The following is a 23,289-nucleotide window of genomic DNA, read 5'->3' as shown; positions in this document are numbered from 1 at the left end:
CCCCTACTTCAAGCCCATATCGGCATCACAATCAACCGGTACTGCGTCAACGCCAAGGCGAACAAGGGCATCCTGAGCCGCAGCCGCCTCCGCCGCTTTTTTGGAGTGTCCTTGTCCCCTGCCAACCTTGCATCCGTCCACTGACACGACCGAAATAAAAGTTGGCGTATGAGCCGGGCCGGATTCACTCACAAGTTCATATTCAGGAGTTGATTTGCCGTTTGCCTGCACTGCTTCTTGCAGGCGAGACTTAGGGCTCACCGAGCGCTCAGCCAATGCCGGAGAGATATGAGGGGCGAGCGTCCGTATCACAAATTCATGAGTGGGCTCATACCCTGCATCAAGATACAGAGCCCCTACTATGGATTCATACACGTTTTCAAGTGCAGAGCGCATACCGCGCCCACCGGTGCCTCTTTCAGATACGCCCGTAATAATTAACGGTCCGATTCCGAGTGCTTCGGCAACGAGAGACAAGGTGTGCCCTGAAACAAGAGAAATCTTCAGCCGTGTGAGTTCTCCCTCATCCATCTCGGGGTAGCGCTCGAAAAGATCCGTTGCCACGATGGCGCCTAAAATTGAATCGCCTAAAAACTCAAGACGCTCATACGATGCAGAAACGGGCTTATCTTCAACGGCAGAAGGGTGCGTAAGGGCGGCTTCTATGAGATCCCTTCGCTTAAAAACATGATTACAGATTTTCTCAGCTGCTCGTATACGTTCATACGTCTTCAAATTACCAGCACCTGTCTTTACGCTTCGTCAATGGCATCGGCAGCGTCTCCGATAGTTACGATCTGATCAAGATTCTCAACTTCAAACGTCATGTCAAATTCCTGCTCAAGATCGGTAACCAGCTGGAGAAGATCAAACGAATCGGCACCAAGATCTTTGAACGAAGTTGTCTCATCAAGCTCGGTATCTTCGTCAATATCAAGCGTTTCACGGACAACGGCAATCACTTTTTCCAATGTGTTGGTATCTGCCATTACACTCTCCTTGCACTCACAGCAAACATAGACAATGCAATTTTACCCGTGTTGAACCTCATGGAACATGAGAACTATCCAACCTGAATTGCTTCCGTAATCTTTCCCACAAGATTGCCACGAACCGCCGTGGCTGCCGCCAAAATTCCCGCACAGACCGCACCTGCGCCGGCTGATCCGTGTGCCTTTATGACAGGCGCCGAAAGCCCCAAAAGCACCGCCCCGCCAACGGTATCTCCGGAAAGCTCACCCGCGGTTTTCTTAAGAGAGTCTTTTAGAAGCAAGGCTCCAAGTGCCGCCTTTTTAGACGCGCCCACCGAGTCTTTAATGCGACTCAAAATAAACCGACCTGTTGACTCAATGGACTTAAGTGCCACATTGCCGGTCATACCGTCCGCCACAATCACATCAAAGCGGCTCCCTAAAAGATCAACTCCCTCGGCGTTGCCGCTAAAGTTGACCTTTGCATGAGCAAGTATGTCATGATAGGCAAGCGTAAGCTCTGATCCCTTTGTGTCCTCTGCTCCGTTTGTGAGAAGTCCCACAGAAGGTTCTTGGATATCAAGTGCTACCTGTGCATATGCAATTCCCATGCGAGCAAAATCTACCATCAACTCAGGCTTTACGTCTGCATTGGCGCCCGTGTCAAGAAAAACAGTTCTATGTCCGTCAAGACCGGGGAGGATAAGCGCAAGTGCAGGGCGCTTGATACCCTTGAGGCGGCCAATACCAAAGGTGGCTGCCGTCAACACCGCACCGGTTGAACCCGCAGAAAAGAGTCCGTCAGCCTCGCCGTGCTTTACCGCGGCAGCGGCACGTACAATGCTTGCATCCTTCTTTTGACGCACTGCATTTGCCGGATGTTCGTCCATCCCAATAACCTCAGAACTCACTACCGTGCGGACTCGATCGTGCTTCTCGGCAAATGGCGTTACTTCTTCATCGCTCCCCGCAAGAAGGACCACAAGCTCTGCATCTTTTGCAAGGGCGCGCTCCACACCCTCCAAAACCACCGAAGGTCCTTGGTCGGAACCCATAACGTCAACACAAATTGTGGGCATATAGTCTCCTTCACAGATCCGTATAGACCTGTATAGAAAAGGAGGCCGACCCAAACGGGACAGCCTCCTTGAACTTACGCTGTCTGAGAACTACTCAGTAACAATGACTTCACGATCATTATAGTGACCGCAATTGGGGCACACATGATGCGGAAGTTTGGGTGCTCCGCACTCGGGGCAAACGGAACGTGCGGGCATTGAAGCTTTGCTGTTTGCGGAACGACGAGTGTGGGTAGCGCCGCGACCCTTCTTTTGCTTAGGTACTGCCATCTTGGAACCTCTCTTACTTTCTTGCAAGCGTCCCATACTTACAGGGACGCGACCCATCTAATTTCATGCGTTGGATACTATACCACGTATAAGGGCATTTTGAACACAAATAACGCAATTTATCCAGATTCACACGTTTTGGATTCCATCCGGTTTTATCCGGTTTCGGTTACTCTTCTTCGTCAAACGTAAGATTTGCGAGTACCGAGAAGGGATTTGCTGCCCGCGCGTCTTCTGAGCGCTTGTGTTCAAGCTGAGCAACGTGCTCGCAATCACCCTCATTAAGATTGGCTCCGCATACCGGGCAAAGTCCCTTGCAATCGGGCTTACACAACACCACAAAGGGTGTTTCCATGACCAGAGAAGGAAGTAGAGCATCGGCAAGATCAATGGTTCTGTCAGATGACACGAGCGAATAATCGGCTTCATCCTCGTCATCGGCCGGGTTTATCGGCTCCTCAAAGAGATAATACTCATCAACCTCTGCCGCAATATCCATCGTCGCAGCCTCAAGGCAACGGTCGCATTCGCCGACGACATGTGCCTTAAGTATGCCGGTAACGAGAATCCCCTCACCTGCGTTGGTAAGCACAAGATCGTAATCGATGCCCTTAGGCAGAGAGAAGGTATGCTCCCCTAAGGTATACGTGTCTTCATCAAGATGTCCGGCATACGGCAACGCTTCGCCGGGATTGGCCAAGCGATCGTCGATGGAGACAATGATTGGTTTCATTACTCTTACCAGTTGACGTTATTTGTTGTATTACGGGGACCGGAGTTCTCATCCAACGTCTGACGAACGCGCGAAACTGAGTTGGTCAGCGACTTCAGGTTCTCCTCGAGATGAGCTAAAACGGTATCGGCATACTCCTCAGCGTTATAGCGAGTATCCCGCTCATACTGATCTGCCTGGTCTCTGATTCCGTCAGCCTGCTGCTGTGCGAGACGGACCACCTCTTGATCACCGGCCAAAATCATTGCCTGCTGCTGTGCGTCAGCAATGATGGACTCGGCTTGTGTACGTGCCCGATCGAGCGTCTCGTTCTCTTCCTTGATAATGCGACGAGCTGTTGTAAACTCCTCGGGGAAGACACGGCGAATCTCGTCCAAAAGCTCGTAGAAATCCTGGGCATCAATAATCTTCTTCTGACCGCTGTCCATAAGGGGTGATTTTGCCTCACTGACAAGCTGCTCAAGCTCCGATACGAGGCTCTCGATTTCTTCACCTGGCTGCATCCAGGACTCCTTTCATACATCTACAAAACCAGCTACATCATGATGATAACGCTTATGTACATAATGCGCCTTTTATGAATAGTAGCAGAATATGAACAATTTATACGCGGTTCATATTATTTTTGGAAATTGTGAAGAGCTTTCAGTGCACGATCCACGCACAGCGGAACCAACAAAGACACATCCGCTCCCATCGAGGCAATTTCACGAACGATTGAGGACGAAACATATCCGTATGCGGGACTTGACATAACAAATATCGATTCAATATCAGGTGCCAAATGAGCATTTAAATCAGCCTGTTGAAGCTCATATTCAAAGTCGGTCATTGCGCGCAGTCCCTTGACCACACCACCCGCACCGTGATTGTGACAAAATTCCACCAAAAGTCCGCTCATCGGCTCAACACTGACCCCTTCAATGCTGGCCTCACCGAGAGATTTCTGCAACATCTCCACACGTTCTTCAAGAGAAAAGGTTGTCCCTACGCCATTTTTGTCTCGAGAAGAAGCCACTGCAACCGTAACCTTTCCAAAAAGGCGTTTTGTGCGCTTAATGACATCCAAATGTCCGTTTGTTACCGGATCAAAAGTTCCCGGCACAACCACATGATCAATCTTCTCCACAAATTTCTCCTTCAGCTTGGTTGCGGATCTTATCTTCGGTCGCCACGCTCTTCTCGCCTAAAGATTTTTGATGATCTATGCGCAATCTCATAAAATCAACACACGCAATTCCGTATCGTTTTGACTTAACCGAAACCATCGACTCTTGCGCTATACCCAAAGTTGCGGCGCCATGTTCATACACGATAAGAGCGTTCGGGGCAAGGGTGCCCACCGCAACAAGACTATCGAGAAGCGCGCTTATCTGCGCTCCTTCAAAGGCATACGGAGGATCGAGAAAGACAATGTCAAAGGGAGCTCCGGGAAGGATTTTGCGCTCCGCGAGGCGCAGCGTATTGTGACATAAAACATCCACCTCTTGCGCACGTGCTCCGAGTGATTGCGCATTTTTTTGGATACGCGCAGCGGTTTTTCGATCCTGATCGACAAAGGTAACGTGCGACGCACCACGGGAAAGCAGCTCCAGCCCCATAGCCCCGGAGCCGGCAAAGGCATCCAGAACAGAGACATTCTCCAAATTCAGGCCAAAGGCGGCAAGAATGGAAGACGCTATGGCCTCTCTGGTTCTCTCTGCCGTGGGTCGCGTAAGAGCGTATCCTTTTGGAGGTTGAATGTTTCTCCCCCGCCATTTGCCTCCCACAATCCTCATATACGCCCCAATTCCTCAAAATATGCGCTAAAGCGATTTTGTGCCTCCAAGGCCATGGTACGATGCTGAGGTTCTTTAAGTTCAGGGTCGCGCCGATAAAGGGAGCGTGCATCCTTATATGCAGTCTCAATAATGTCGGCATCCCCATATAAATCCGCAATCTTGAGCGTTGCGTTACCGGACTGCCTGTACCCCAACGTCTCTCCCTCACGACGAAGCTTTAGGTCAAGTTCGGCCAGCTTAAATCCATCGGCAGTGGCCTCAAGTGCCGCAAGTCGACGTCGAGCAGATGTACCACGTTTCGCATCGGAATTCAGAAAAACCTTCCCCGGCAAAGAACCTCTCCCAACGCGACCTCTCAGTTGGTGCAAGGTTGCCAAGCCAAAGCGATCCGCGTTATAGATGAGCATGACGGTTGCATTTGGTACGTCAATACCAACTTCAATGACGGTTGTTGAAACCAAAACGTCCAAATCCCCTGAGCGGAATTTCTCCATCACCTCGTCTTTTTCAGCGGAGCTCATACGTCCCGTCAAAATGCCAAGGCGCAGATCGGAAAACACGCCACGCTGCAGTGCCTGATACGTGGCAAGAGCCGAATGCAGCTTTGTCTGAGTTTGAACATTAGGAGGCACGTCATCCAAATTCGTACCTTCATCAGTCTCGTCAATCAAGGGGCACACCACGTACGCCTGTTGCCCGGCTGCCACCGCATCCCTGACGGCACCATACGCAAGGTCAAGATTGTTGCTCTGCAGCAGTTCTGTTTTGAGACCGGCCCCCGCAAGAGGCCGGTGCGCAATACGCGACAGGGCAATATCTCCATAGATGGAAAGTGCCAGCGTACGAGGGATAGGAGTTGCCGTCATGGCGAGAAGATCAACACCACTTCCCTTTTTTCTCAACGCACTCCGTTGATTCACGCCAAAGCGATGTTGCTCATCAATCACGATAAGCGTTAGCTGGCGAAAGTTTATGCCTTCAGAGAGCAGCGCAGATGTACCAAAAATGACGGAAATGGCACCGGTGGCAAGACGGTTTTCAATAGCCGTTCGCTCTGCGGCAGGCGTGGAGCCTGTTACCAGCGCCCATGGTATATCTGCCGCCGTAAGAAGCGGGCCAATCTTCTCGGCATATTGCTTTGCAAGCACGGACGTTGGCGCCATCATGGCTGCCTGTGTACCGGAATCGGCAACCGCAGCAAGCGCAAGAGCGGCAACTACCGTCTTGCCGGTACCAACGTCACCCAAAAGCAGCCGGTTCATAATCTCCGGAGCTGCCATATCGTGGAGAATGTCGTGTGCAGCAGTTCTTTGCTCTTCAGTGAGCTCAAAGGGCAGAGCCGCCAAAAGGGCACGCTTCTTGGATCCGTCTATCGTATGGGCAAAAGGAGTGTCACCCTCACATTCAAAGGTTCTTCTCGCCAGAAGTGCCATCTGAAGACAGAGCAGCTCGTCATAGGCAAGACGGCGGCGGGCTCTCTCGGCTGCCGCCATTGAGGAGGGAAAATGGACCTCCCGCAACGCACGCGCAAGGGTCATGAAGCCACGAGAAGCCACCAGGCGTGCGGGCAGCCAGTCGAGAACGTCTCCTTGATCTGCCAACGCGGCCGATATAATACGCCGCATCCAAGCGGGGCTTATCCCCTCCGTTGCAGGGTGCACCGGTAAAATCTTGGCATGCGACTTCATTTTCTCAGACTCTGTGGTAATGACCTCGAAAAACGGAGCTTTCATTTGATGAAAGCCATACGCAAAGGTCATGGTGCCCGAAAAGGCAACTTCATCTCCTTCGTGAAGCTGCTGTGCCACCCACGGCTGGCGAAAGAAAACCGCCGTCATCACGCCGGTTGCATCGACTGCTTCAACTTCAACAATGCTCATCCGCGGACGCGGATGCTTAACGGTTATTTTTTCAACCTTTGCCCGTATGGTAACGTCGGTGCCTATGGTTGTATACGCAATGCTCGTCTCAGAGGAAAAATCGAGGTACCGATGAGGGATATGTACCAAAAGATCGCTCACGCGCGAAATGCCGAGACGCCCAAGCGCCTCGGCACGATTTTCAGTAACATAACGAAGACAGCCAACCTCATCACCCAACGAGCAGGTTTTCTGTATACGGTCGGCAGCCTCACCTATGCTGGGGCGAGATTCCATACCAGCCTGCTCAGCTTACTCTAGCGAGAAAATAATGGGATAGAGAGGCTGTTCTCCGCGATGCGCGTCAACCTCCAAGTCAGGAAATGCCTCCTCGATACGCTTTGTAAGTGCCGAGAAGTGCACATCATCCATATCGGAACCCGCAAGAAGGGTAAGCGTGTCTCCCTCTTCCTCCTCCTGCATCTGAGAGAGAAGCCGCAAAGTAACGTCATCAACGTCATGGCCTACAACATCAATCGAGCTGCCTTGGATACCCATGACGTCTCCGTTATGGATAGGATCCCCATTTGCCGCAGTGGAATCACGCACCGCAGTGGTTATTTCGGCGTAGCGAATATTCGCGGAAGCTTCGGTCATAGCGGCGACGTTGTCTTTAAGCGATGCTTCGGTATCAACCACAAACATGGCAGAAAACGCCTGAAGCACTGACTTTGTTGGAATGACTGCCACTTTCACATCGGTACACGCAGACGCCGCAGCCTCAGCCGCCATACGGATATTGGAGTTGTTGGGCATCACAATAACGCTGTCGGCATTTGCCTCTTCAATGGCGCTCAAAATATCAGCCGTTGAGGGGTTCATGGTCTGTCCGCCGGAAACAACCACGTCTACACCCAAAGACTTCAAAATAGACTCAGAACCGCTGCCCGAACATACGGCAACAAAACCAAGGCTCTTATGAGGAGCCTTGGGGGTGGAGGCTGCCTTTTTATCTTCCGCGATCTTTTCGGTACGTTCTTTGGCTTCAAGATCCATATTGTGGATAAAGACCTCAAAAATCTGGCCGTATTGCAGCATATAGTGCAATACCTTGTCAGGCGTATTGGAATGTACGTGCACCTTATAGTCGGGGTTTGTGCCCACTAAAAGCTCACAATCGCCCATGGTGGAGAGAAAATCAAGAGCCGCACTCTCATCAAACGTTGCGTCATTTGCATGGAAGAGGAACTCGTTGCAGTACCTAAACTCGGAGCCCTCCCAGTCATCGTTCAGCTCAATGGATACTTTTGCACTTGCGGCAGCCTTGGCATCATCGGTGCCTACGGTTGTCTTAAAATCAGAGAGCTCCGTCTTTCCCTGAACGGCATTGACAAAGCCTTCAAAAAACGTTGCAAATCCAAAGGCACCTGAGTCAACGACACCGTTCTCTTTAAGGACGGGCAACAAATCAGGCGTTCTTGCCACCGACTCGTATGCCTCAACAACAAGCGCGTCCAAAACCTCAACCGGCGTCAGTTTTGACTTCTCAAGAGAGTCGGCTTTTGCGGAAACATCCTTCAAAACGGTAAGAATGGTTCCCTCAACCGGTTTACGAACCGCCTTAAATGCAACTTCTTTACCCCGACGAAATGCATGCGCAATGTCTTTTGGTTTAATGTGCTCGGGATCTTTGACATCACACAAACCCTCGACAACGCCTCGAAGAATCTGGCTTGTGATAACGCCCGAGTTTCCGCGTGCTCCCATAAGTGAGCCGTGAGTAATTGCTTTTGCAATGTCTTCCATAGAGGCATCTGCGGGAAGGTCTTGCACTTCTCGCACGACCGTTCCCAATGTCAAAGACATGTTGGTTCCAGTATCGCCATCCGGTACTGGAAACACATTAAGCTTATTAATCTCTTCTGCCTTATCGGCAACCGCAAGCGCAGCCGCCGGAAAACAGGTACGGATGACAGTTGAAATCATCTTTGAAGACCTCAGTTCTTTATCGTAATTGAATCTGCGCGCAAAACATTAGCGAGAAGCGCGCATTGCTTCAATGTGAACGGTTACTTTGACGTTTTCAAGCTCGGCAATTTGACGGAGCAAAAACTTCACCGAGGCCGAAAGATTGTCGACAACAGATGCCATGTTGACGCCCTGCTCAACCACAACATGCAAATCGACACATACGCCTTGAGACGACGATGAGACATCTACGCCCTTTCGCAGGCGATATGCAGGTAAAAGACGTGCAACGCCCGCTTGTTCATCAATCTCAGCCATACCAACGACACCGTAGCATTCAAGAGCGGCATATCCTGCAAGATCGGCAAGGCAGTCGTTTGAAACTTTGAGCGTTCCAGGAACAGTGGAAGCCATGCAATTACTCCTCTCGTTTGATTCCTGAATCAAAAAGAATCACAGCGATTATACCCCACGTCTATACCTGCACAGAAGAAGCATCATGTAAAAAATAACAAGTGCGGAGAATGTAAAGTTTGTTCGAGATCTATGAACTCAAAGATCCCGGTTGCATACGAGGTCAGCTGTGGTATAGTAGTTCGGCAATTTGGAAATTCGCGCGGATGGTTATATCCACGCCTTATGGAGGTCGTTGTCATGTCAAAGGTTTGTGATTTCTGCGGTAAACACGCTGTTGCTGGTCGTTCTATCTCGCACTCTCATCGCACGGTGACCCGCACATTTAAGCCAAATATCCAGCGCGTTACCGTCGTTGTTGACGGACAGCGCAAAAAGATGAATGTCTGTTCCCGTTGCCTTAAGTCCGGAAAGATTGCACGCAGCTAACGCTTCACGCAGCAAGCGTTTCGTGTGGCTGAACGTTTGGACTAAGCACGCGGACGCACGTCTTTTTAGATATGGAAAAGGTCGCCGAGGCGACCTTTTTTGTTTGGAATTCTGTCCTGGCTCTCTCACCCTCTCCGACTGTCCTCTCCGACTCAATGAATGGGTGCGCCCACTCTGCCCGATAGACCCCAACGTCACGATTCATTTGCGAGAAGCACCACGAGCGCCTTGCCCTTCTCGCAATGTATTTGTGCCACATCCGTTTGTACCACATTGGAAATTCCTTCATCAGACAGGAGCAGCAAAGTTCGTGAGGCAAGGTCCCATTGCATACCGATCTCGGTAATCACCGTTTCTTCCTGAAGCGGAAGCACCGACAGTGTCTTTCCTCGATCTTTTTCTGAGAGCCTCCACGCCGCATACGTATCTGCCGAAAGAATCCTTGCTTCAAAGGCATCCTCAACAATCCGCACCCTCCATGAGGCAGTGCTTAATCGAGCCAGAAGCCCCACTACACCAAGCTCATGATCAAGCCTGCCGCCGGAAGCGCAGGTAAGTGTCAGTGACAGCGGAAGTGCTTGACGGGTTGCTTCATGGCAAGCGGCATTGAGTGCAAGAGACAAATCGGTCTCGTACTTATCTTGAGGATAAGCAATCGTGTGCACCTTTTGTGCATGGATCCAAGAGAGTGTCTCTTCTCCCACGGAATCAAAGTCTCCGCACGCAATATCAGGAACGACACCGGCCTCCTTGCAGATATATGCCCCGCGATCTGCAGCAACGACATAATCCGAGCATGATGAAAGTTCTGAAACCAGCGCGGCTGAACTTGGCGTGGGAGATCCATCAACAACGAGAACCGAAAAGACCTTCTGAGCCGATGAGGCGCCCAGATGTGGCTGATTCGTCACCCGTTCATAATCGTAAATGCGGGCAAGAGAGAGTTCTCGATAATCATGTGCGAGAAGATCAGAGTGCGCCTTCATATACTCAAGATCACGGCCGTCTTTGCCATTGAACAGCGCAACAACGGGAAAGCCCTCGGTTTGTGCCGTATGTACACCAAACTCAGCGTCCTCAAAGACCCACGTGTGTGCTTTATCGGTGCCCAGGCGTCTGAGAGCCTCAAGATAGACATCGGGTTTTGCTTTATCGACACCCCCGACGTCTTCGGTACACACAACCGCTTTAAAAAACTTCTCCATACCTTGGGCTTCAAGAGCAACATGTATGGCACGAGATGGCGTAGAAGAAGCAATGGCAAGAGGTATTCCTGCGTCAAAAAGTTCCTGGAGAAAGTCGGTAGCCCCCGCAATGCTTTTAATATCGTGCGAATATACCGTTTGTACATACAAAAGGAACTTTTCATACAGCTCTTCTGCGGATAAAGGAAGATTAAATTCCTCAATACACGCTACGCAACCATCGTAAAGCGAAATGGCCTCGACCCTTTTAAAAAAATCCGGAGTCATATTGATATGCAGGTCTTCTAAAACATCTCCGAACGATCTTCTCCACATCCACATGGAGTCAACCAGTGTCCCATCAAGATCAAAGATTGCACCCGTTATCTGCATGAAACAACCTTTCTTTCATTGGTGGCCAGTGCGGATCATAAAAAACGCATCATGGGGTAAAGTAGTTCACGGTAAATAGTTTAGCGGTATCCGGAGGGAACATGGCTCGTTATAGTTATCAATGTCCTGAATGTAAGACCAAATTTGTTGTTGAACATCCCATGAGTGTTCATCCAAAAGTAACGTGCCCTTCTTGCGGACATTTGGCCGAACGTGTTTTTGACCCTTCAGGTATCGTTTTTAAGGGAAGCGGCTTTTACAATACCGACCAAAAAAACAAAAAATAACCGTCCGATGCGCCTGTGCTGCCCAATACGCTTGAACTATCCAATGCGCCTCAGTTTTGCAAGAAAATGCTGGTCGGCATCAAGTATATCCAGCTGATACCCAAAATGAGCGTATCCCGTTTTTGTTTGCGCCTTTTGCACGACTTGCTTTCCCGCATCTGAGAGAAGCTTAAAAACAGCAGATTCCACTATATCCTCCGGCTCAAAACTGCTTCCCTCTTCCGTAGCGAGAAAAGCTTCGACAACCGCTTCGTCTTCCTCATACAGCGGAGAACAGGTTGCATATACCAGCGTGCCATGAGCGGCTACTTTTCTGGAAGCTGCCACAAGAATGTCCTTCTGTACTTTTGGAAGTATTCCGTCCGAACAAACGGCGCCCTCATCAAGCGACCAGCCAATCTCCGGATGACGCCGCAAAGTGCCCGCACCTGAACACGGTGCATCGATAAAAACGGTATCAAAGGTGTGTGCAAGCTCACCGGGGAGCTTGCAGGGAGGCTCACTGTTCGCCTCGCGTGCTCCAAGTTCTGCTGCATTAAAAACCACAGACGTTACCTGATTATCAACGGCAGCCTCAACAAGCCGCTTTCTTGCAATCTCAACTTTTTGAGGATCAATATCAATTGCCGTTATATGCAGCACATGATTTAACAGAGCGGCATTTTGCTGAAGAAGTATGGTTTTTGTTCCTCTCCCCTGTCCGATCTCTAAAAGGGTCTTCTCCCTACCCGACAAAGCGAGAAGCGCCACCAGCTGGGACGAAATGTCGGCAGGCAACACTTTTGCACGAGCAACCAGATCGGAAGCCGCAAGACCTGCGGGACTCTCGAGGAAAAAACTTTGGGGGGCGATGCTTGTGTACGGATCAAAAGCAGAAAGTACGTCTTGTGACAGCCCTTCTCGCAAAGCCACATACACCGGTGCCGGCTCAAGTACGTGAAGCAGTAAAGGAGTTGCAACGGATACGCCCATTGAGGCAACGAGTTTTTGACAAAGCCAGTCCGGCTGCCCGCTCACGCACACCAAGTCTTCTAAAAGACACTCATCATTGCCTGCACGCAAGCGCGCGTAAGCCTTGTCGACGCGTGGAGATACGTCGGTGGCAATACGTCGAAGTATGGCATTTGCCAAGCCGGTTGCTTGCGCAGAAGCTCTCCGCGCCATCTCGACCCCTTGACTCACCGCAACGTGTTTTGGCGTATGTAGATAGAGAATCTCAAACGTAGCAAGGCGGAGCGCATCTCTAAGCTTTGGCTCCAGATGCCTTCTTTTTGGAAGATAGGAAGCAAGCACCCGGTCAAGCTCACCTACGGCGCTTACGCTTCCCAAAAGCAGGCGCGTGGCGAGAGCTCGGTCCTTCTCGCCAAGTACATCCATCCTGTGCGATGTACGCAAAAAGTCACGCATACGCGCATGCTTTCTTCGGTATTGCGCCGCAAGGTCAAGTGCCGCTGCACGAGCTGGAGCGAGTTTTGCCATATCTACAGGCACTCCCACGTATATGCGCTCTCGTGCAGCCCCGCCGCAAAGGCTGAAGCATCCATCGCGCGCTTACCGTCGGGACGAAGTTCAAGCACTTCAAGCGCCCCATCGGAACATCCCAGATACAGATGACCTTTTTGAATCTCCACCACGAAGGCTTCCGGCTCTGCCTCTTTGGCCTCTCGGGCGAGAAGCACGCGCACGCCCCTGCCCGCAATACGTGCCCGAGCAGGTGCGGTATCCGACGATGCCTGTACGCGGAGAACGTTTTGTCTGGCACCGTCATGCGGATCTAATTTCATTTCTTGCTTCGTAATTTTTGCGGCAAAGGTTGCTTGCTCTGCATCCTGCTCATGCCAACATACCGTACCTGCGGCAATATCGCTGAGCGCACAGGAAAGCTCACGGGCTCCCAAATGCGCAAGCTCAGAGGTAAGTTGAGCAGTAGTTTTAGTGCCAATTTCGCAGGAACTCTGTCGACACCATGCACCCGCATCCAACTCATGCACCACGCGCATGATAGAGACGCCGGTCAGCGTATCTCCCGCAAGAATGGCGCGCTGAATGGGAGCTGCTCCGCGCAGGCGGGGCAAAAGCGAGGCATGAACGTTAATACCGCCAAGGGGGACAGACGAAAGAAGCTCATCCGGAATGATGCACCCAAAGGCAACTACCACCAAAATATCAGGAGCACATGCAACGATTTTCTCGATACTATCGGAAGTCATGCGAGCCGTCTCAATAACGGGAAGCCCCAGGTCATGTGCTGCAATCTTTACGGCAGAAGGCTCTGCAATCTTACCTCTACCACGGATGGCATCCGGCCTTGTAACAACCTGAACAACTTCATGTTTTGCTGCCAGAGCCGTAAGTGACGGAACGGCAAAATCCGGTGTTCCCATAAAGACTATCCGCACGATATCGCTCCTTATTCATCCTCATCAAACGAGGTCTCTCCAGGCTTTGCACCTGCCGCCAAAGCCTCATGGTAGCGTTGCAAGACTTCCATGCGAGCCGTTGGCCCAAGGTGATCCGGCATGGTAATCCCGTTTATGTGGTCTATCTCATGCTGAAGACAGACTGCAAAAAGGTCTCCTTCTGCCTCATACTGCATGAGATCGCCGTCTAAATTTTGCGCATGTACAACAACATGGCTTGGACGGGTTACCGGAACGGTAATACCCGGAAATGAAAGACAACCTTCATTGTATGTTCTCGGCTCACCGTCAGCCGTGATTACTTCCGGATTGATAAGCACAAACGGATTTTTCTGCCCGTCCGGATAGTCAACGTCAATCACAACCATGCGCTTCAAAATGCCTATTTGTGGTGCCGCCAAACCCACTCCATCGGTTGCATACATATCCTGCAACATACGCTTGGCTATATCGCGGATTTCATCGGTGATCTCAGATATCTCCTCACAGGTATCGGTAAGCCTTTCATCAGGCCAAAGAACAATCTCATCGAGCAATTTCATAACAATCCTTTCGGCTGTGATATCTACATCATGTCATAGGCATCAACATCTATTGTCATGCTGATACCCATTCGCTTGGTGAGCTTTGCGGCACACTGAGATATAAAATCGCCTATATTTTCCTCCGTCGGTGCTTTTACAAGCACATGCCGACGATATTTGTCTTTGACTTTTGCCTTAACACAATCGGCAGGACCAAGGATTTCCCAGCCTTCTTTTTCACCTACCATCTCATGCAAAGCTTCTGTCAGCTCATTTACAGATGCGCACACATCACGCTCTGACCTGCCCCAGAAAATAACATTTGCAAGACGTGAGTACGGCGGATAGTACGCTTCCTTTCTTTCTGTAACCTCTTCCGAAAGAAAGATGTTGCGATTGTGCGTTTCAACGGACGCAATTGCAGGATGCGTTGGCCAATAGGTTTGTATGATAACTTTTCCCACTTTGTCTCCCCTGCCCGCTCTTCCCGAAACTTGTTCCAAGAGATCGTATGTACGCTCTGCAGCTCTAAAATCCGGAAGCTTTAACATGGTATCCGCATTGATGACACCAACAAGAGTAACCTCAGGAAAATCGAGTCCTTTTGCGATCATCTGCGTACCGATAAGCACCGCAGAATCCGCCGCATCAAAACGCTCAAGAAGCTTCTGATGGGCACCTTTCGTAGAGGTGGTATCCGCATCCATTCGAATTATCTCAACGCCTTCGGGCAAAAGCATACGCAGCTCATCCTCAACCCGCTGAGTGCCCACACCAAAAGCACCCATGTAGCGGCTGCCGCAATTGGGACATTTTGTTGCCGGGTTTGGATACGCACGCACCGACCAGCGCCGGCCACACGTATGGCAGACAAGCTCACAGGTACGCTCATGATAGGTAAGCGATGTCGAACAATGCGGGCATTCGGGCACGCATCCGCACTCGCGACACATCAAAAAATTTGCGAATCCCCGGCGATTTAGCAAAAGCACGGCCTTCTCGCCACGCTGAACCGTTTCTTCAAGAGCACGAACAAGCGGTGCCGAGAAGATCGACCGGCAGCCGTCTCTAAACTGTGCCGCCATATCAACAATCACAACTTCAGGTAACACCGCATCTCCCGGCCGCTCTGGCATCGACACCCGCACCCATGAAGCTTTGCCCCAACTCTTTTGATGACAGCGAATAAGACTTTCCAGCGAAGGCGTCGCGGATCCCAAAACCAAGGCGCACCCGCGCAGACGTGCCATATGCGCAGCAACCTCTCGAGCGTGATAGCGCGGCAGCGAGTCCTGTTTGTAGGAGGCCTCATGTTCCTCGTCGATAATGATAAGACCGGGGTTTTTGAGCGGTGCAAACAGCGCCGAGCGGGCACCGACTACCACATGAGCCGACCCCTGACGTACCAAATCCCATTGGTCAAAGCGCTCGCCCGCAGACAGGCGTGAATGAAGCACCGCCACGTCATCACCGAAGCGAGATCGAAATCGACCGACCGTTTGCGCTGTCAAGGAGATTTCGGGAACCAAAACGATGGCGCCTTTTCCTTTAGCGAGCACCTCTTCTATGGCAGCAAGATATACCTCTGTCTTGCCGGATCCCGTTACTCCGTCAACAAGAACCACGTCACCGTTTGCCGAAGCGGTGGCCTTTGAGATGGCGAGAAGCGCACGTGCTTGACCATCTGTGAGGTGCGCCGGTTTTTGCGCCGTTGCACTTGAAAGCGTGGTAGGTGTATCCATACCTCGAATCTGACGTTTGACCTCTACGGAAACGACACCTCGCTTCTCCAGCGCCGTAATTGCCGACCGTGCCCCCGGAATGGTAGCGGAAAGCTCTGACATTCGCTGCGGAGCTCCAAAAAGCGCCTGCACTATAAGCCGCTGTTTTGAAGCGTGCTTTGCGGGAGTAAATTCTTGGCCTTTGGGTGTCAACATGACCCAACGCTCATCGACAGGACCTGATTTCTCGTTTATTAACTCCCAGGAAGACCCGTCCTGCGTACGGCGCACCTTAACGCGTTGCCCCGGAGCGAGAAACGGTCTTATCGCATCAGTGAGCGAACAGGCATACTCCGAGGCCATCCAGCGTGCCACACGAGCAGAAATCTCATCGAATGCAGCATCGGCAAGCACCTGTGCAATAGGGAGAATTTTTGCCAGATCAATCGACGCCTTGGGTGACTTGGAGATTGAAACAACATACCCAACCACCCACCGATGGGAAAACGGCACGTATACCGTTGTTCCTACGGTTACTTTATCAAGAAGCTCAGGTGGTATCGCATAATCATACGCACCCGGTAAAGCACGCGTAGGAATGTCTAAGGCTACCTGTGCAAAGCTCATACGTGCTCTCTCACTTCCCAGCCTAAAAGCGTAGGTTTCCTGTGTTCATCAAAGCTATATCGTGCCACAAACGGCTGTTTTTCGTCTGCGGAATCGGGAACTTCCACGCACACAAACGCGCATGTTACCTTGGTGTATCCACGCTGCATAAGTACGAAGGCATAAAAGTTTGCCTGCATTCTGTGAGACTCGATAATCTCTTCCGGCGTGAGATTCTTATCGCCTGTTTTGTAGTCAACCACAAATGCCTCGGTGCTTTTGGGGTTTGTGGCGAGAAGGTCGATTGCGCCGTTAAGGTATTTCTTGTCTCCGTATACCTGCTCAAGGCAAAATGGCATCTCGGCACAGACGCAAGCATATTTTCTTGCTTCCGCCCTTACATCAGAGTTGTTCCAAAGCGTCAACGCTGATTCCAAACGGCTCATAAGAGATTTTTGAACATGATTTTGGATGGCAATACGCTCAATGGTTGAACGTTCAGGATAGGCATCTGCCTCAACCATGTACTGAGCAAGTTCATGGAAGGTAGATCCAAAGCTGGTTGCCGAAGTCTCGCCTTCAGCTCCCCCATCTTGTGAAGCTTCTTTTCCTTGGAGCGTCTCCTGTTGCTCTGATACCTCTTGGAATTTGTCATTTATCTGCTGGTGTAGTGATGAATAGCTATAAAACTCTTGATAGTTTGTCTCTTTTTTTGCTTGAGGTACCGATGTCTCCGGTGCATAAAGATCAAAGGTCAAACCGGCTTGGTTTTCTTGCGCATCAGACATGGTACGCGTTTGATCAAGATCGACGCCATCAAGAGCATAGCCATCCGCTTGTTCAGAAAAGCGCACGTACAGTGTTCTACACACTCCTGCCTGTGAACCGCCATATTCAAAGGGCGACTCTCCTGCACGAGGCAGGCTGTCTTCTTTCAGAATGGAACTTATTACTGCTTTTGTAAGCTTCGGGCTAAAACCTGCTGCTTTTTGTTGGATTGCCGTTGCAGTAAGAATAACCATTTCACGAGCGCGTGTAAGACCCACATATAAAAGCCGTATTGCTTCAGCCTGTGCGGCAGCATTTTGTGTCTCATCCAGGTACAAGCGCCAATCACATATGGTTTTACACTGAGAGATATCCTCCGGAATCTTATCGCCTCGCAACTCTGTCCGAGGTGGTTTTAAGGCTACGATGCGCTTGGCGTCTACTCGACCAATAAGACAGCGCTTTGTACTGGGGGCCCTTTGATCTAAATCTTTAAGCGCGCCAACTACGGCAACGACCTTATATTCCTTGCCTTTAGATGCATGGATAGTCTGAATTTTGACTGCATCCTGTCTCTCATCGTTGAGTACCACGGGTGCGGCTTTTGTAACTTTAAGCCAGTGTTTAAATGCCACCGAAAGTTGTGAAGGGCCAACTCCAAGATCTCTCTCAAGCTCTCTAACACGACGAATAGCAGCAAGGATATTAGCGGCCTGTGAGCGCTCTTGTGCATCTCCCGTCTCAAGGCGCTCAATCCAACCGGATGCTTTTATCACCTGCTGTATAACCGTTGCAACGTCTTTTACCGCAATGTCTCTTTTTGCTTGGTTAAGAATGGTAAGAGCGCGCTTCAAGCGACAACTTGGCTGATGGTCCCCACTAAATTCCTGCGTAAGCAGACCGCCTTCAATCGGTCGTTTGAAAACGAATCCTTCTCTTTTTGTAAGATCCGTCGAAAGGAGTACAAAGTCCGATGCTTCCAAAGAAAACATCCCACTTGTAAGCACCGGGAACAATCCTTGCTCGGTGTCATGAATATCAGCAAGGGCACTCAAGAGTGCGGCGATGGTCTGCACTTCCGGAAGCTGTCCAAAACCCGTACCACCCGAAAGTACGCTTTCAATCCCACGCTGCCTGAGGGCCTCAATATACAAACTCGCATCTTTTACGCTGGTCATCAAAATAGCAATGTCTTTTGCCTGAAAGACACCCTCGGAAATGATCCGGGCTATCCTATCGGCAAGCTGCTCTGCCGCAACACGCTGATAGACATCCGCTTTTGCAGCGCGTTTGTTTCCTTTTTTCTCTACGGCGGTAAGCTCAACCATCACACGGGGAATGTTGTTTTGCAATGGACCTGAGCTTTCCCGCCTGCTTGCCTTAAGGTCCATAAAATCAGGTATCATGCCCTCGGCACCACAAACAGCTTTCACAAAGCGAAGAATGTCATCATGGCTGCGGAAATTATCAATGAGCAGCGGTCTGTTTTCTTCGGGTATTTCTTTTTGCCGTTCAAAAAATACCTCTACGTCGGCTTCCCTAAATCCATAAATAGACTGTTGAGCATCACCTACCGTAGTTAAAAACCGCGCATCTTCACCGGCAAGACGCTTAATCATCCGAACTTGCTGCTCATTGGTATCTTGAAACTCATCTACCATAACGAGCTTAAACTTACTTGAATATTCACCTGCAAGCTCCGGATGATCTTCAAATGCACGCGCTACCTCATGAAGCAGGTCATTATTGTCAAGTCCTCGGGCTTCTCTCTTCTTTTCCGAAAACCGTTCCACCACAAACTTTGTTACCTTAATAAGTTGTGGAGCATAGCGGTTTATATCGAGCATTCTGCAGGTTTTCTGAAGATCCTCGCAATCTGACTGTATATCCGCTGCAAGCTTTTTTGTTTCCTTCCCACAATGAAGCCGTGGGATTTTTTCAAAGAGGTCTGCTATCTCGGAAGGCTGCACATCCTGTTTTGTGTGATTTGCAAGATATGCCGCAACTTTTTCTTCTTGCCGAGTGATGATGTTCACTGCCGTCTCATCATCTATCTCTGCTACATGCATGAGAAGCTCTCTCATTTGAAAATGCAGCCTTTTGAGTTCTTGGTATATATCGGGAACGGCTCCATCCTTTTCTATTGCAAGCTCAATTGACTCAAACTCATAAGGAGCTGAAAGTGCCGAGGTGGCAAGCTGTTCGATAATGCTATCAAGCTTTTGGCTGCCGTTTTGCGCACCACCATGGCTTGCGGAAGCCGTATCTTTTAAATCAAATACCGAGAAGAACCCTTTGTATTCATCGGTTTCCCGCAATGAAGATAAAACTTCCTCAAGAGACTCCTGCAAGAGCTCATTGCGTCTATGCTCATCCAAAACGATAAAATCGGGGTCGATACCAAGATCAAACGCGTGTGAGCGGAGTATGCGAGCGCACATGCTGTGAATGGTGCTGATCCACGCAGAATCCACGTTAAGAGCTTGATCAAAAAGGCCTTCTTCCTCAAGCGCGCTTCTCACGCGTTCCTTAATTTCTTTGGCCGCCTCGTTTGTAAAAGTAATGATAAGCGCTTGATCAAGCGAATCAAGATACGCGCCTCCGTCTGTACCCGAGCCCTTGCTCAGTGCCCAAACAACACGTTTTGTGAGAGTAAATGTTTTGCCCGATCCCGCACCGGCTGCCACAAAAAGAGGCTTGTCCAAAGTCTGAATGGCCTGCTTTTGTCCGGGAGTATATGAATGAAAATCAAGAGTCATTAGCGTTTCCTCTCAGAACAATTCATCACCGGACAATATGCACACGCCTCTTTATCAAGGGCATGCGCGTGAATGTCGCCATTGAGCATTCTCTCAACCGCTTGCTTGATCTTGTCTTCCCATGCATCAAGATACTCATTAAATGCACCGACCGTATCCCCGGCAACGCAGGAAAGCATACCCTTGGATGGCTTTTGTTCGTCCGAAAGGCCAAAGATCTTATTGATGTACAACTCGGGAGCCGCACCATACAGTGCATAGTTTTGATGTGTTCCCAGATACATTGCACCAACCGAAGTAAGATTTCGCGACTTCAGATACGTGCGTACCACTTGTGCATAAATAATGGCTTGCACATGACGAGGAAGTTCTACGTGAGAAGGCATATCCTCTTCAGGGTTTTGTTCGACAACCGACTTTTGTACGGCGTATGAACTCAAAGCCTGTGCAGCTTTATGCTTGTAATCAATGATAATGGCTTCTCCCCGGGCATTTACATCAATACGGTCTATAGACCCCGTAAATGCGACACCCGCATATGTAGCAGGAAATCCTCCGTCCGCGCCAAACTTCAGCTCAAAAAATCTTGGCTCAAATGTTACAAATTTATCCGTTTCAAAATCGAGAAGTCCAAAAAGGTCTTCTCTTAACTTCTGCATTTGCTGGTGCTGTGCAACAGTATGGGGAACCAGGCGCTGTGTTCTCCTCTGAGTTTTTTGCGGCGCAACAAACTGCTCTTTTGCAAGCGCGTCAAATTGTGTGCTGAGGACGTACCGCACATGTGCGAGCGTGTCTTGAGAGATGCGTGAGTCCGGTAAAGAAGTTGCAACCGCCTGCCACACGTATTCGTCAGAAAGAGCATCTGATGTGCCAAGCGCCTCTTGTAAAAGCTGCATGTGGGTCAACTCAAGCACCCGATGGATAAATGTCCCCTTCTCAAGACCACTAAAACCGGCATCAACCCTGTCCAGTTTAAGGCGACGCTGTACAAACCACTTATAGGGGCACTCAAGATATGACTCTATTTGTGAAGCCGAGAGTTCTTGAATTTGAGGCTGCTCTACCCCTCGATAAGACGGCAGAATCACAAATGGCTTAAGCGTCTCAGAAATGGATCCCGTTGGCCGCAACGGAAGGGAGTCCACTTTAGCCGGTGTTTTCCCACCCAACAAAAGGTTTGCGGAAAGACGGCCTTCTCCCCTTGTGAGTTGTGGAAGATTAAACTCTCCTTCTGCGGTCTCATAGCAAGAAAGAAGCTCTTTGAGGACGACTGATGCAAATGTTTTGTTTGAATCTTCACTGTGAGCCACGCATGCAAGCGAGACGTACGTGCGTGCACTGGCAAGCATCCGATACAACCGACGCCTCCCTTCGGCAAGCGGAGCTATGGGCCTAACTCCTTCGAGCTTCTCTGCAAGCAAATCAGAAGCTTTATCCTTTGTGGGAAGCGAAGTGTTTACCGAATCCATCCCAAGGCAAATCACTGCATCAAACGTATTGGGCTCACGCATACTTTTGTCCGAAAGAATTTCCACAGAAACCGGAGCCTTTGAGCCCACGGTTTCAGCCGCTCCGTTATTAAGACAAAGCGAGAAGCTCTTCTGACAAGCCACTTCATAAAACTTCTGCTCAGAAGCAATATCGGCTTTCGCCTCAAGTTTATGTAGAGCCTGAGCAACCGTCATAATCGCGGAGAGCGAATTTGAAATAAGAAGATACGCCTCATCATCAAAATCTTCTCTGTGCTCATCGCACGCTATCAATAAGCGATGCAGGGCTTTCTCTATTCGACCATTCAAAATGCTCTCAACGGTAGCGGCACATTCCTTCGATGTAGCAGAAGCTTGCCTGAGAAAACGCAGCAGGTGATCAGGCGTAAGGATACGATTTTTTCGCCACATTTTATCAATATCCCACGCCTTCTCTGTTGAAACAAAAGAAAGGGGTGAAAACAAAAAGTCCACTATCTCACGAGGGGGCCACCACGACATATCGCCCAATTCTGCCTGAGATGCATCAGGCCATACCTCACAAAGATTCTTAAGCTTACAAACCGCTCTTACAAGCCCAAGAAATGCTCTTGCACAACTACTATCCGAAACCGCTTGCCGCATGACGGTCTTTGCGGGTATACCATGTGCGGCCAAACGTGGTGCAAGTTGCCTCCATGCTTCATTTTGCTGCGGCGCATAGATTCCAAAGCTTTTTACCCCTTGTGCGATAAGGCCTTGGATATGCTCAATTATCAAAGCAGGCTCGGCAAGAATGCCCGCCGGAGAAAGCAACGTAACCTTACCTTGGGACTTCAAGGGCAGAGTTGTTTGTTGCGGCAAAAATATGGTGTGGAGCAGCGCTTCTACCTCAGCATCGTGAGGCTCTTGCACATCATTTACAAACAGAACGTCTTTATGAGAGAGACGAGAAAGCCTGGCGAGAAGTTCTCTGTTTGCGTTGCCCGCTTCATTTTGAGGCGTTGAAAGAACAAGTTGCACGTCTGTGTTCTGCGATAGATTGCACAAAAACTGCTTTTCAGAAAAGGTCAGATTTTCTACTCCACTTACTACAATGCTTTGCTGCTCACAATAGCTCTGAGGCAGCAAAGAGATCAGGAGGGTATATGATTCGTCCTTCTCGAGAAAGCCCCGTTTATGAATCAATTCAAGATATCGATCCAAGACGATAAGCACTCGCTTTTCCCCCGCAGTAAGATTGGACCGTGTCCTTTGATTCTGAGCACAATAAAGATCACCTTGGGCGAGTTGCTCAACTGCCTGAGCCACTCCGGCACCGACACTCAGTGGGTCAAGTGCGCAAGGCTCAAAGCTCTCAAGCGCCTCAAAGATACATAACTTTCGCAATTCTCCTGAAATAAGAGGGTGTCCGTTACCAAAGAGCCTCCAAAGTTCTTCCGTCCACTCAAAAAGAGTTGAAACCGTAAGCCCCAAAGAAAGCACCGGATCTGCCGCAAACAACTTTTGTACCGTCTTTTTTGTATCAAGTGTATCAACAAGCAGCACCGCTCTTCCACAACGTTCAATGCTTGTCAAAAGCGCTTCTCTCACCGGCAGACTTATAACAGAAGTCGATGTGGTTCCTATAAGCGTAAAAGCCATCGCGCAATTC

The 23,289-nt window shown here is 50.0% G+C and carries 20 protein-coding genes; 2 read left to right on the top strand and 18 right to left on the bottom strand.

The annotated features are described in order from the left end of the window. Positions 1–3 precede the first annotated feature (3 nt). The 11 genes from rnc to ATORI0001_RS00130 all read right to left on the bottom strand — a co-directional run bounded on the left by rnc (position 4) and on the right by ATORI0001_RS00130 (position 9,075). Entirely contained in the window at positions 4–735 is a 732-nt protein-coding gene (gene rnc, locus ATORI0001_RS00180) for a ribonuclease III (protein ID WP_003148485.1), read from the bottom strand. Positions 736–752: 17 nt separating this feature from the next. Then, complete coding sequence (locus ATORI0001_RS00175; RefSeq protein ID WP_003148422.1) at positions 753–989, bottom strand: phosphopantetheine-binding protein; 237 nt, start codon at positions 987–989, stop codon at positions 753–755. Positions 990–1,063: 74 nt separating this feature from the next. Continuing rightward, positions 1,064–2,050: a phosphate acyltransferase PlsX gene (gene plsX / locus ATORI0001_RS00170; RefSeq protein ID WP_003148347.1), complete on the bottom strand. Its 987-nt coding sequence runs from the start codon at positions 2,048–2,050 to the stop codon at positions 1,064–1,066. A gap of 90 nt (positions 2,051–2,140) precedes the next feature. Then, positions 2,141–2,320 (bottom strand): 50S ribosomal protein L32, encoded by a 180-nt coding sequence (rpmF, locus tag ATORI0001_RS00165; RefSeq protein WP_003148393.1) that lies wholly within the window; start codon positions 2,318–2,320, stop codon positions 2,141–2,143. 169 nt (positions 2,321–2,489) lie between these two features. Continuing rightward, positions 2,490–3,053 (bottom strand): YceD family protein, encoded by a 564-nt coding sequence (locus tag ATORI0001_RS00160; RefSeq protein ID WP_003148815.1) that lies wholly within the window; start codon positions 3,051–3,053, stop codon positions 2,490–2,492. Positions 3,054–3,058: 5 nt separating this feature from the next. Beyond that, on the bottom strand, positions 3,059–3,556 hold the full coding sequence (locus tag ATORI0001_RS00155; protein ID WP_003148242.1) for an SPFH domain-containing protein: 498 nt from the start codon (positions 3,554–3,556) through the stop codon (positions 3,059–3,061). A gap of 116 nt (positions 3,557–3,672) precedes the next feature. Then, on the bottom strand, positions 3,673–4,182 hold the full coding sequence (gene coaD, locus ATORI0001_RS00150; RefSeq protein WP_003148437.1) for a pantetheine-phosphate adenylyltransferase: 510 nt from the start codon (positions 4,180–4,182) through the stop codon (positions 3,673–3,675). Beyond that, positions 4,169–4,831 carry a 16S rRNA (guanine(966)-N(2))-methyltransferase RsmD gene (gene rsmD / locus ATORI0001_RS00145; protein WP_003148638.1) on the bottom strand — a complete coding sequence of 221 codons (663 nt, stop codon included), beginning with the start codon at positions 4,829–4,831 and terminating at the stop codon, positions 4,169–4,171. Before rsmD ends, coaD begins: the two co-directional genes overlap by 14 nt. Further along, positions 4,828–6,990, bottom strand: coding sequence for an ATP-dependent DNA helicase RecG (gene recG / locus ATORI0001_RS00140; protein WP_003148661.1), 2,163 nt, complete (start codon positions 6,988–6,990; stop codon positions 4,828–4,830). Before recG ends, rsmD begins: the two co-directional genes overlap by 4 nt. A 15-nt stretch (positions 6,991–7,005) precedes the next feature. Next, positions 7,006–8,679: a DAK2 domain-containing protein gene (locus tag ATORI0001_RS00135; RefSeq protein WP_003148739.1), complete on the bottom strand. Its 1,674-nt coding sequence runs from the start codon at positions 8,677–8,679 to the stop codon at positions 7,006–7,008. A 48-nt stretch (positions 8,680–8,727) separates the two neighbouring features. Further along, on the bottom strand, positions 8,728–9,075 hold the full coding sequence (locus ATORI0001_RS00130) for an Asp23/Gls24 family envelope stress response protein (RefSeq protein ID WP_003148588.1): 348 nt from the start codon (positions 9,073–9,075) through the stop codon (positions 8,728–8,730). A 240-nt stretch (positions 9,076–9,315) separates the two neighbouring features. On the opposite strand from ATORI0001_RS00130, the gene rpmB reads away from it, so the two are divergent. After that, positions 9,316–9,504, top strand: a complete 189-nt coding sequence (gene rpmB / locus ATORI0001_RS00125; protein ID WP_003148357.1) for a 50S ribosomal protein L28 — start codon at positions 9,316–9,318, stop codon at positions 9,502–9,504. A gap of 194 nt (positions 9,505–9,698) precedes the next feature. On the opposite strand, the gene ATORI0001_RS00115 is transcribed toward rpmB, so the two are convergent. After that, positions 9,699–11,081 (bottom strand): thiamine diphosphokinase, encoded by a 1,383-nt coding sequence (locus tag ATORI0001_RS00115; RefSeq protein WP_003148415.1) that lies wholly within the window; start codon positions 11,079–11,081, stop codon positions 9,699–9,701. Between the two features lie 101 nt (positions 11,082–11,182). Here ATORI0001_RS00115 and ATORI0001_RS00110 point away from each other — a divergent pair, with 101 nt between their 5' ends. After that, on the top strand, positions 11,183–11,368 hold the full coding sequence (locus ATORI0001_RS00110) for an FmdB family zinc ribbon protein (protein ID WP_003148185.1): 186 nt from the start codon (positions 11,183–11,185) through the stop codon (positions 11,366–11,368). A gap of 36 nt (positions 11,369–11,404) precedes the next feature. Here the strand turns inward: ATORI0001_RS00110 and ATORI0001_RS00105 are convergent, their stop codons facing one another. From ATORI0001_RS00105 to ATORI0001_RS00080, 6 genes are read right to left on the bottom strand one after another with little or no spacing between them, the layout of a single operon-like run. Then, entirely contained in the window at positions 11,405–12,847 is a 1,443-nt protein-coding gene (locus tag ATORI0001_RS00105; RefSeq protein WP_003148620.1) for a transcription antitermination factor NusB, read from the bottom strand. A gap of 2 nt (positions 12,848–12,849) precedes the next feature. Then, complete coding sequence (gene fmt / locus ATORI0001_RS00100) at positions 12,850–13,767, bottom strand: methionyl-tRNA formyltransferase (RefSeq protein ID WP_003148754.1); 918 nt, start codon at positions 13,765–13,767, stop codon at positions 12,850–12,852. 11 nt (positions 13,768–13,778) lie between these two features. Then, positions 13,779–14,330 (bottom strand): peptide deformylase, encoded by a 552-nt coding sequence (def, locus tag ATORI0001_RS00095; protein ID WP_003148768.1) that lies wholly within the window; start codon positions 14,328–14,330, stop codon positions 13,779–13,781. Positions 14,331–14,353: 23 nt separating this feature from the next. Continuing rightward, positions 14,354–16,660: a replication restart helicase PriA gene (gene priA, locus ATORI0001_RS00090; protein ID WP_003148564.1), complete on the bottom strand. Its 2,307-nt coding sequence runs from the start codon at positions 16,658–16,660 to the stop codon at positions 14,354–14,356. Continuing rightward, entirely contained in the window at positions 16,657–20,166 is a 3,510-nt protein-coding gene (locus tag ATORI0001_RS00085) for a UvrD-helicase domain-containing protein (RefSeq protein ID WP_003148546.1), read from the bottom strand. Before ATORI0001_RS00085 ends, priA begins: the two co-directional genes overlap by 4 nt. Beyond that, a complete protein-coding gene (locus tag ATORI0001_RS00080) occupies positions 20,166–23,279 on the bottom strand; it encodes a PD-(D/E)XK nuclease family protein (protein WP_003148651.1) in 3,114 nt (1,037 codons plus the stop codon). The genes ATORI0001_RS00085 and ATORI0001_RS00080 overlap by 1 nt, the downstream gene beginning before the upstream one ends. Positions 23,280–23,289 lie beyond the last annotated feature (10 nt).

It is taken from the genome of Lancefieldella rimae ATCC 49626, assembly GCF_000174015.1.
GTDB lineage: Bacteria > Actinomycetota > Coriobacteriia > Coriobacteriales > Atopobiaceae > Lancefieldella > Lancefieldella rimae.
This window is presented reverse-complemented; position numbering and strand designations above follow the sequence as displayed.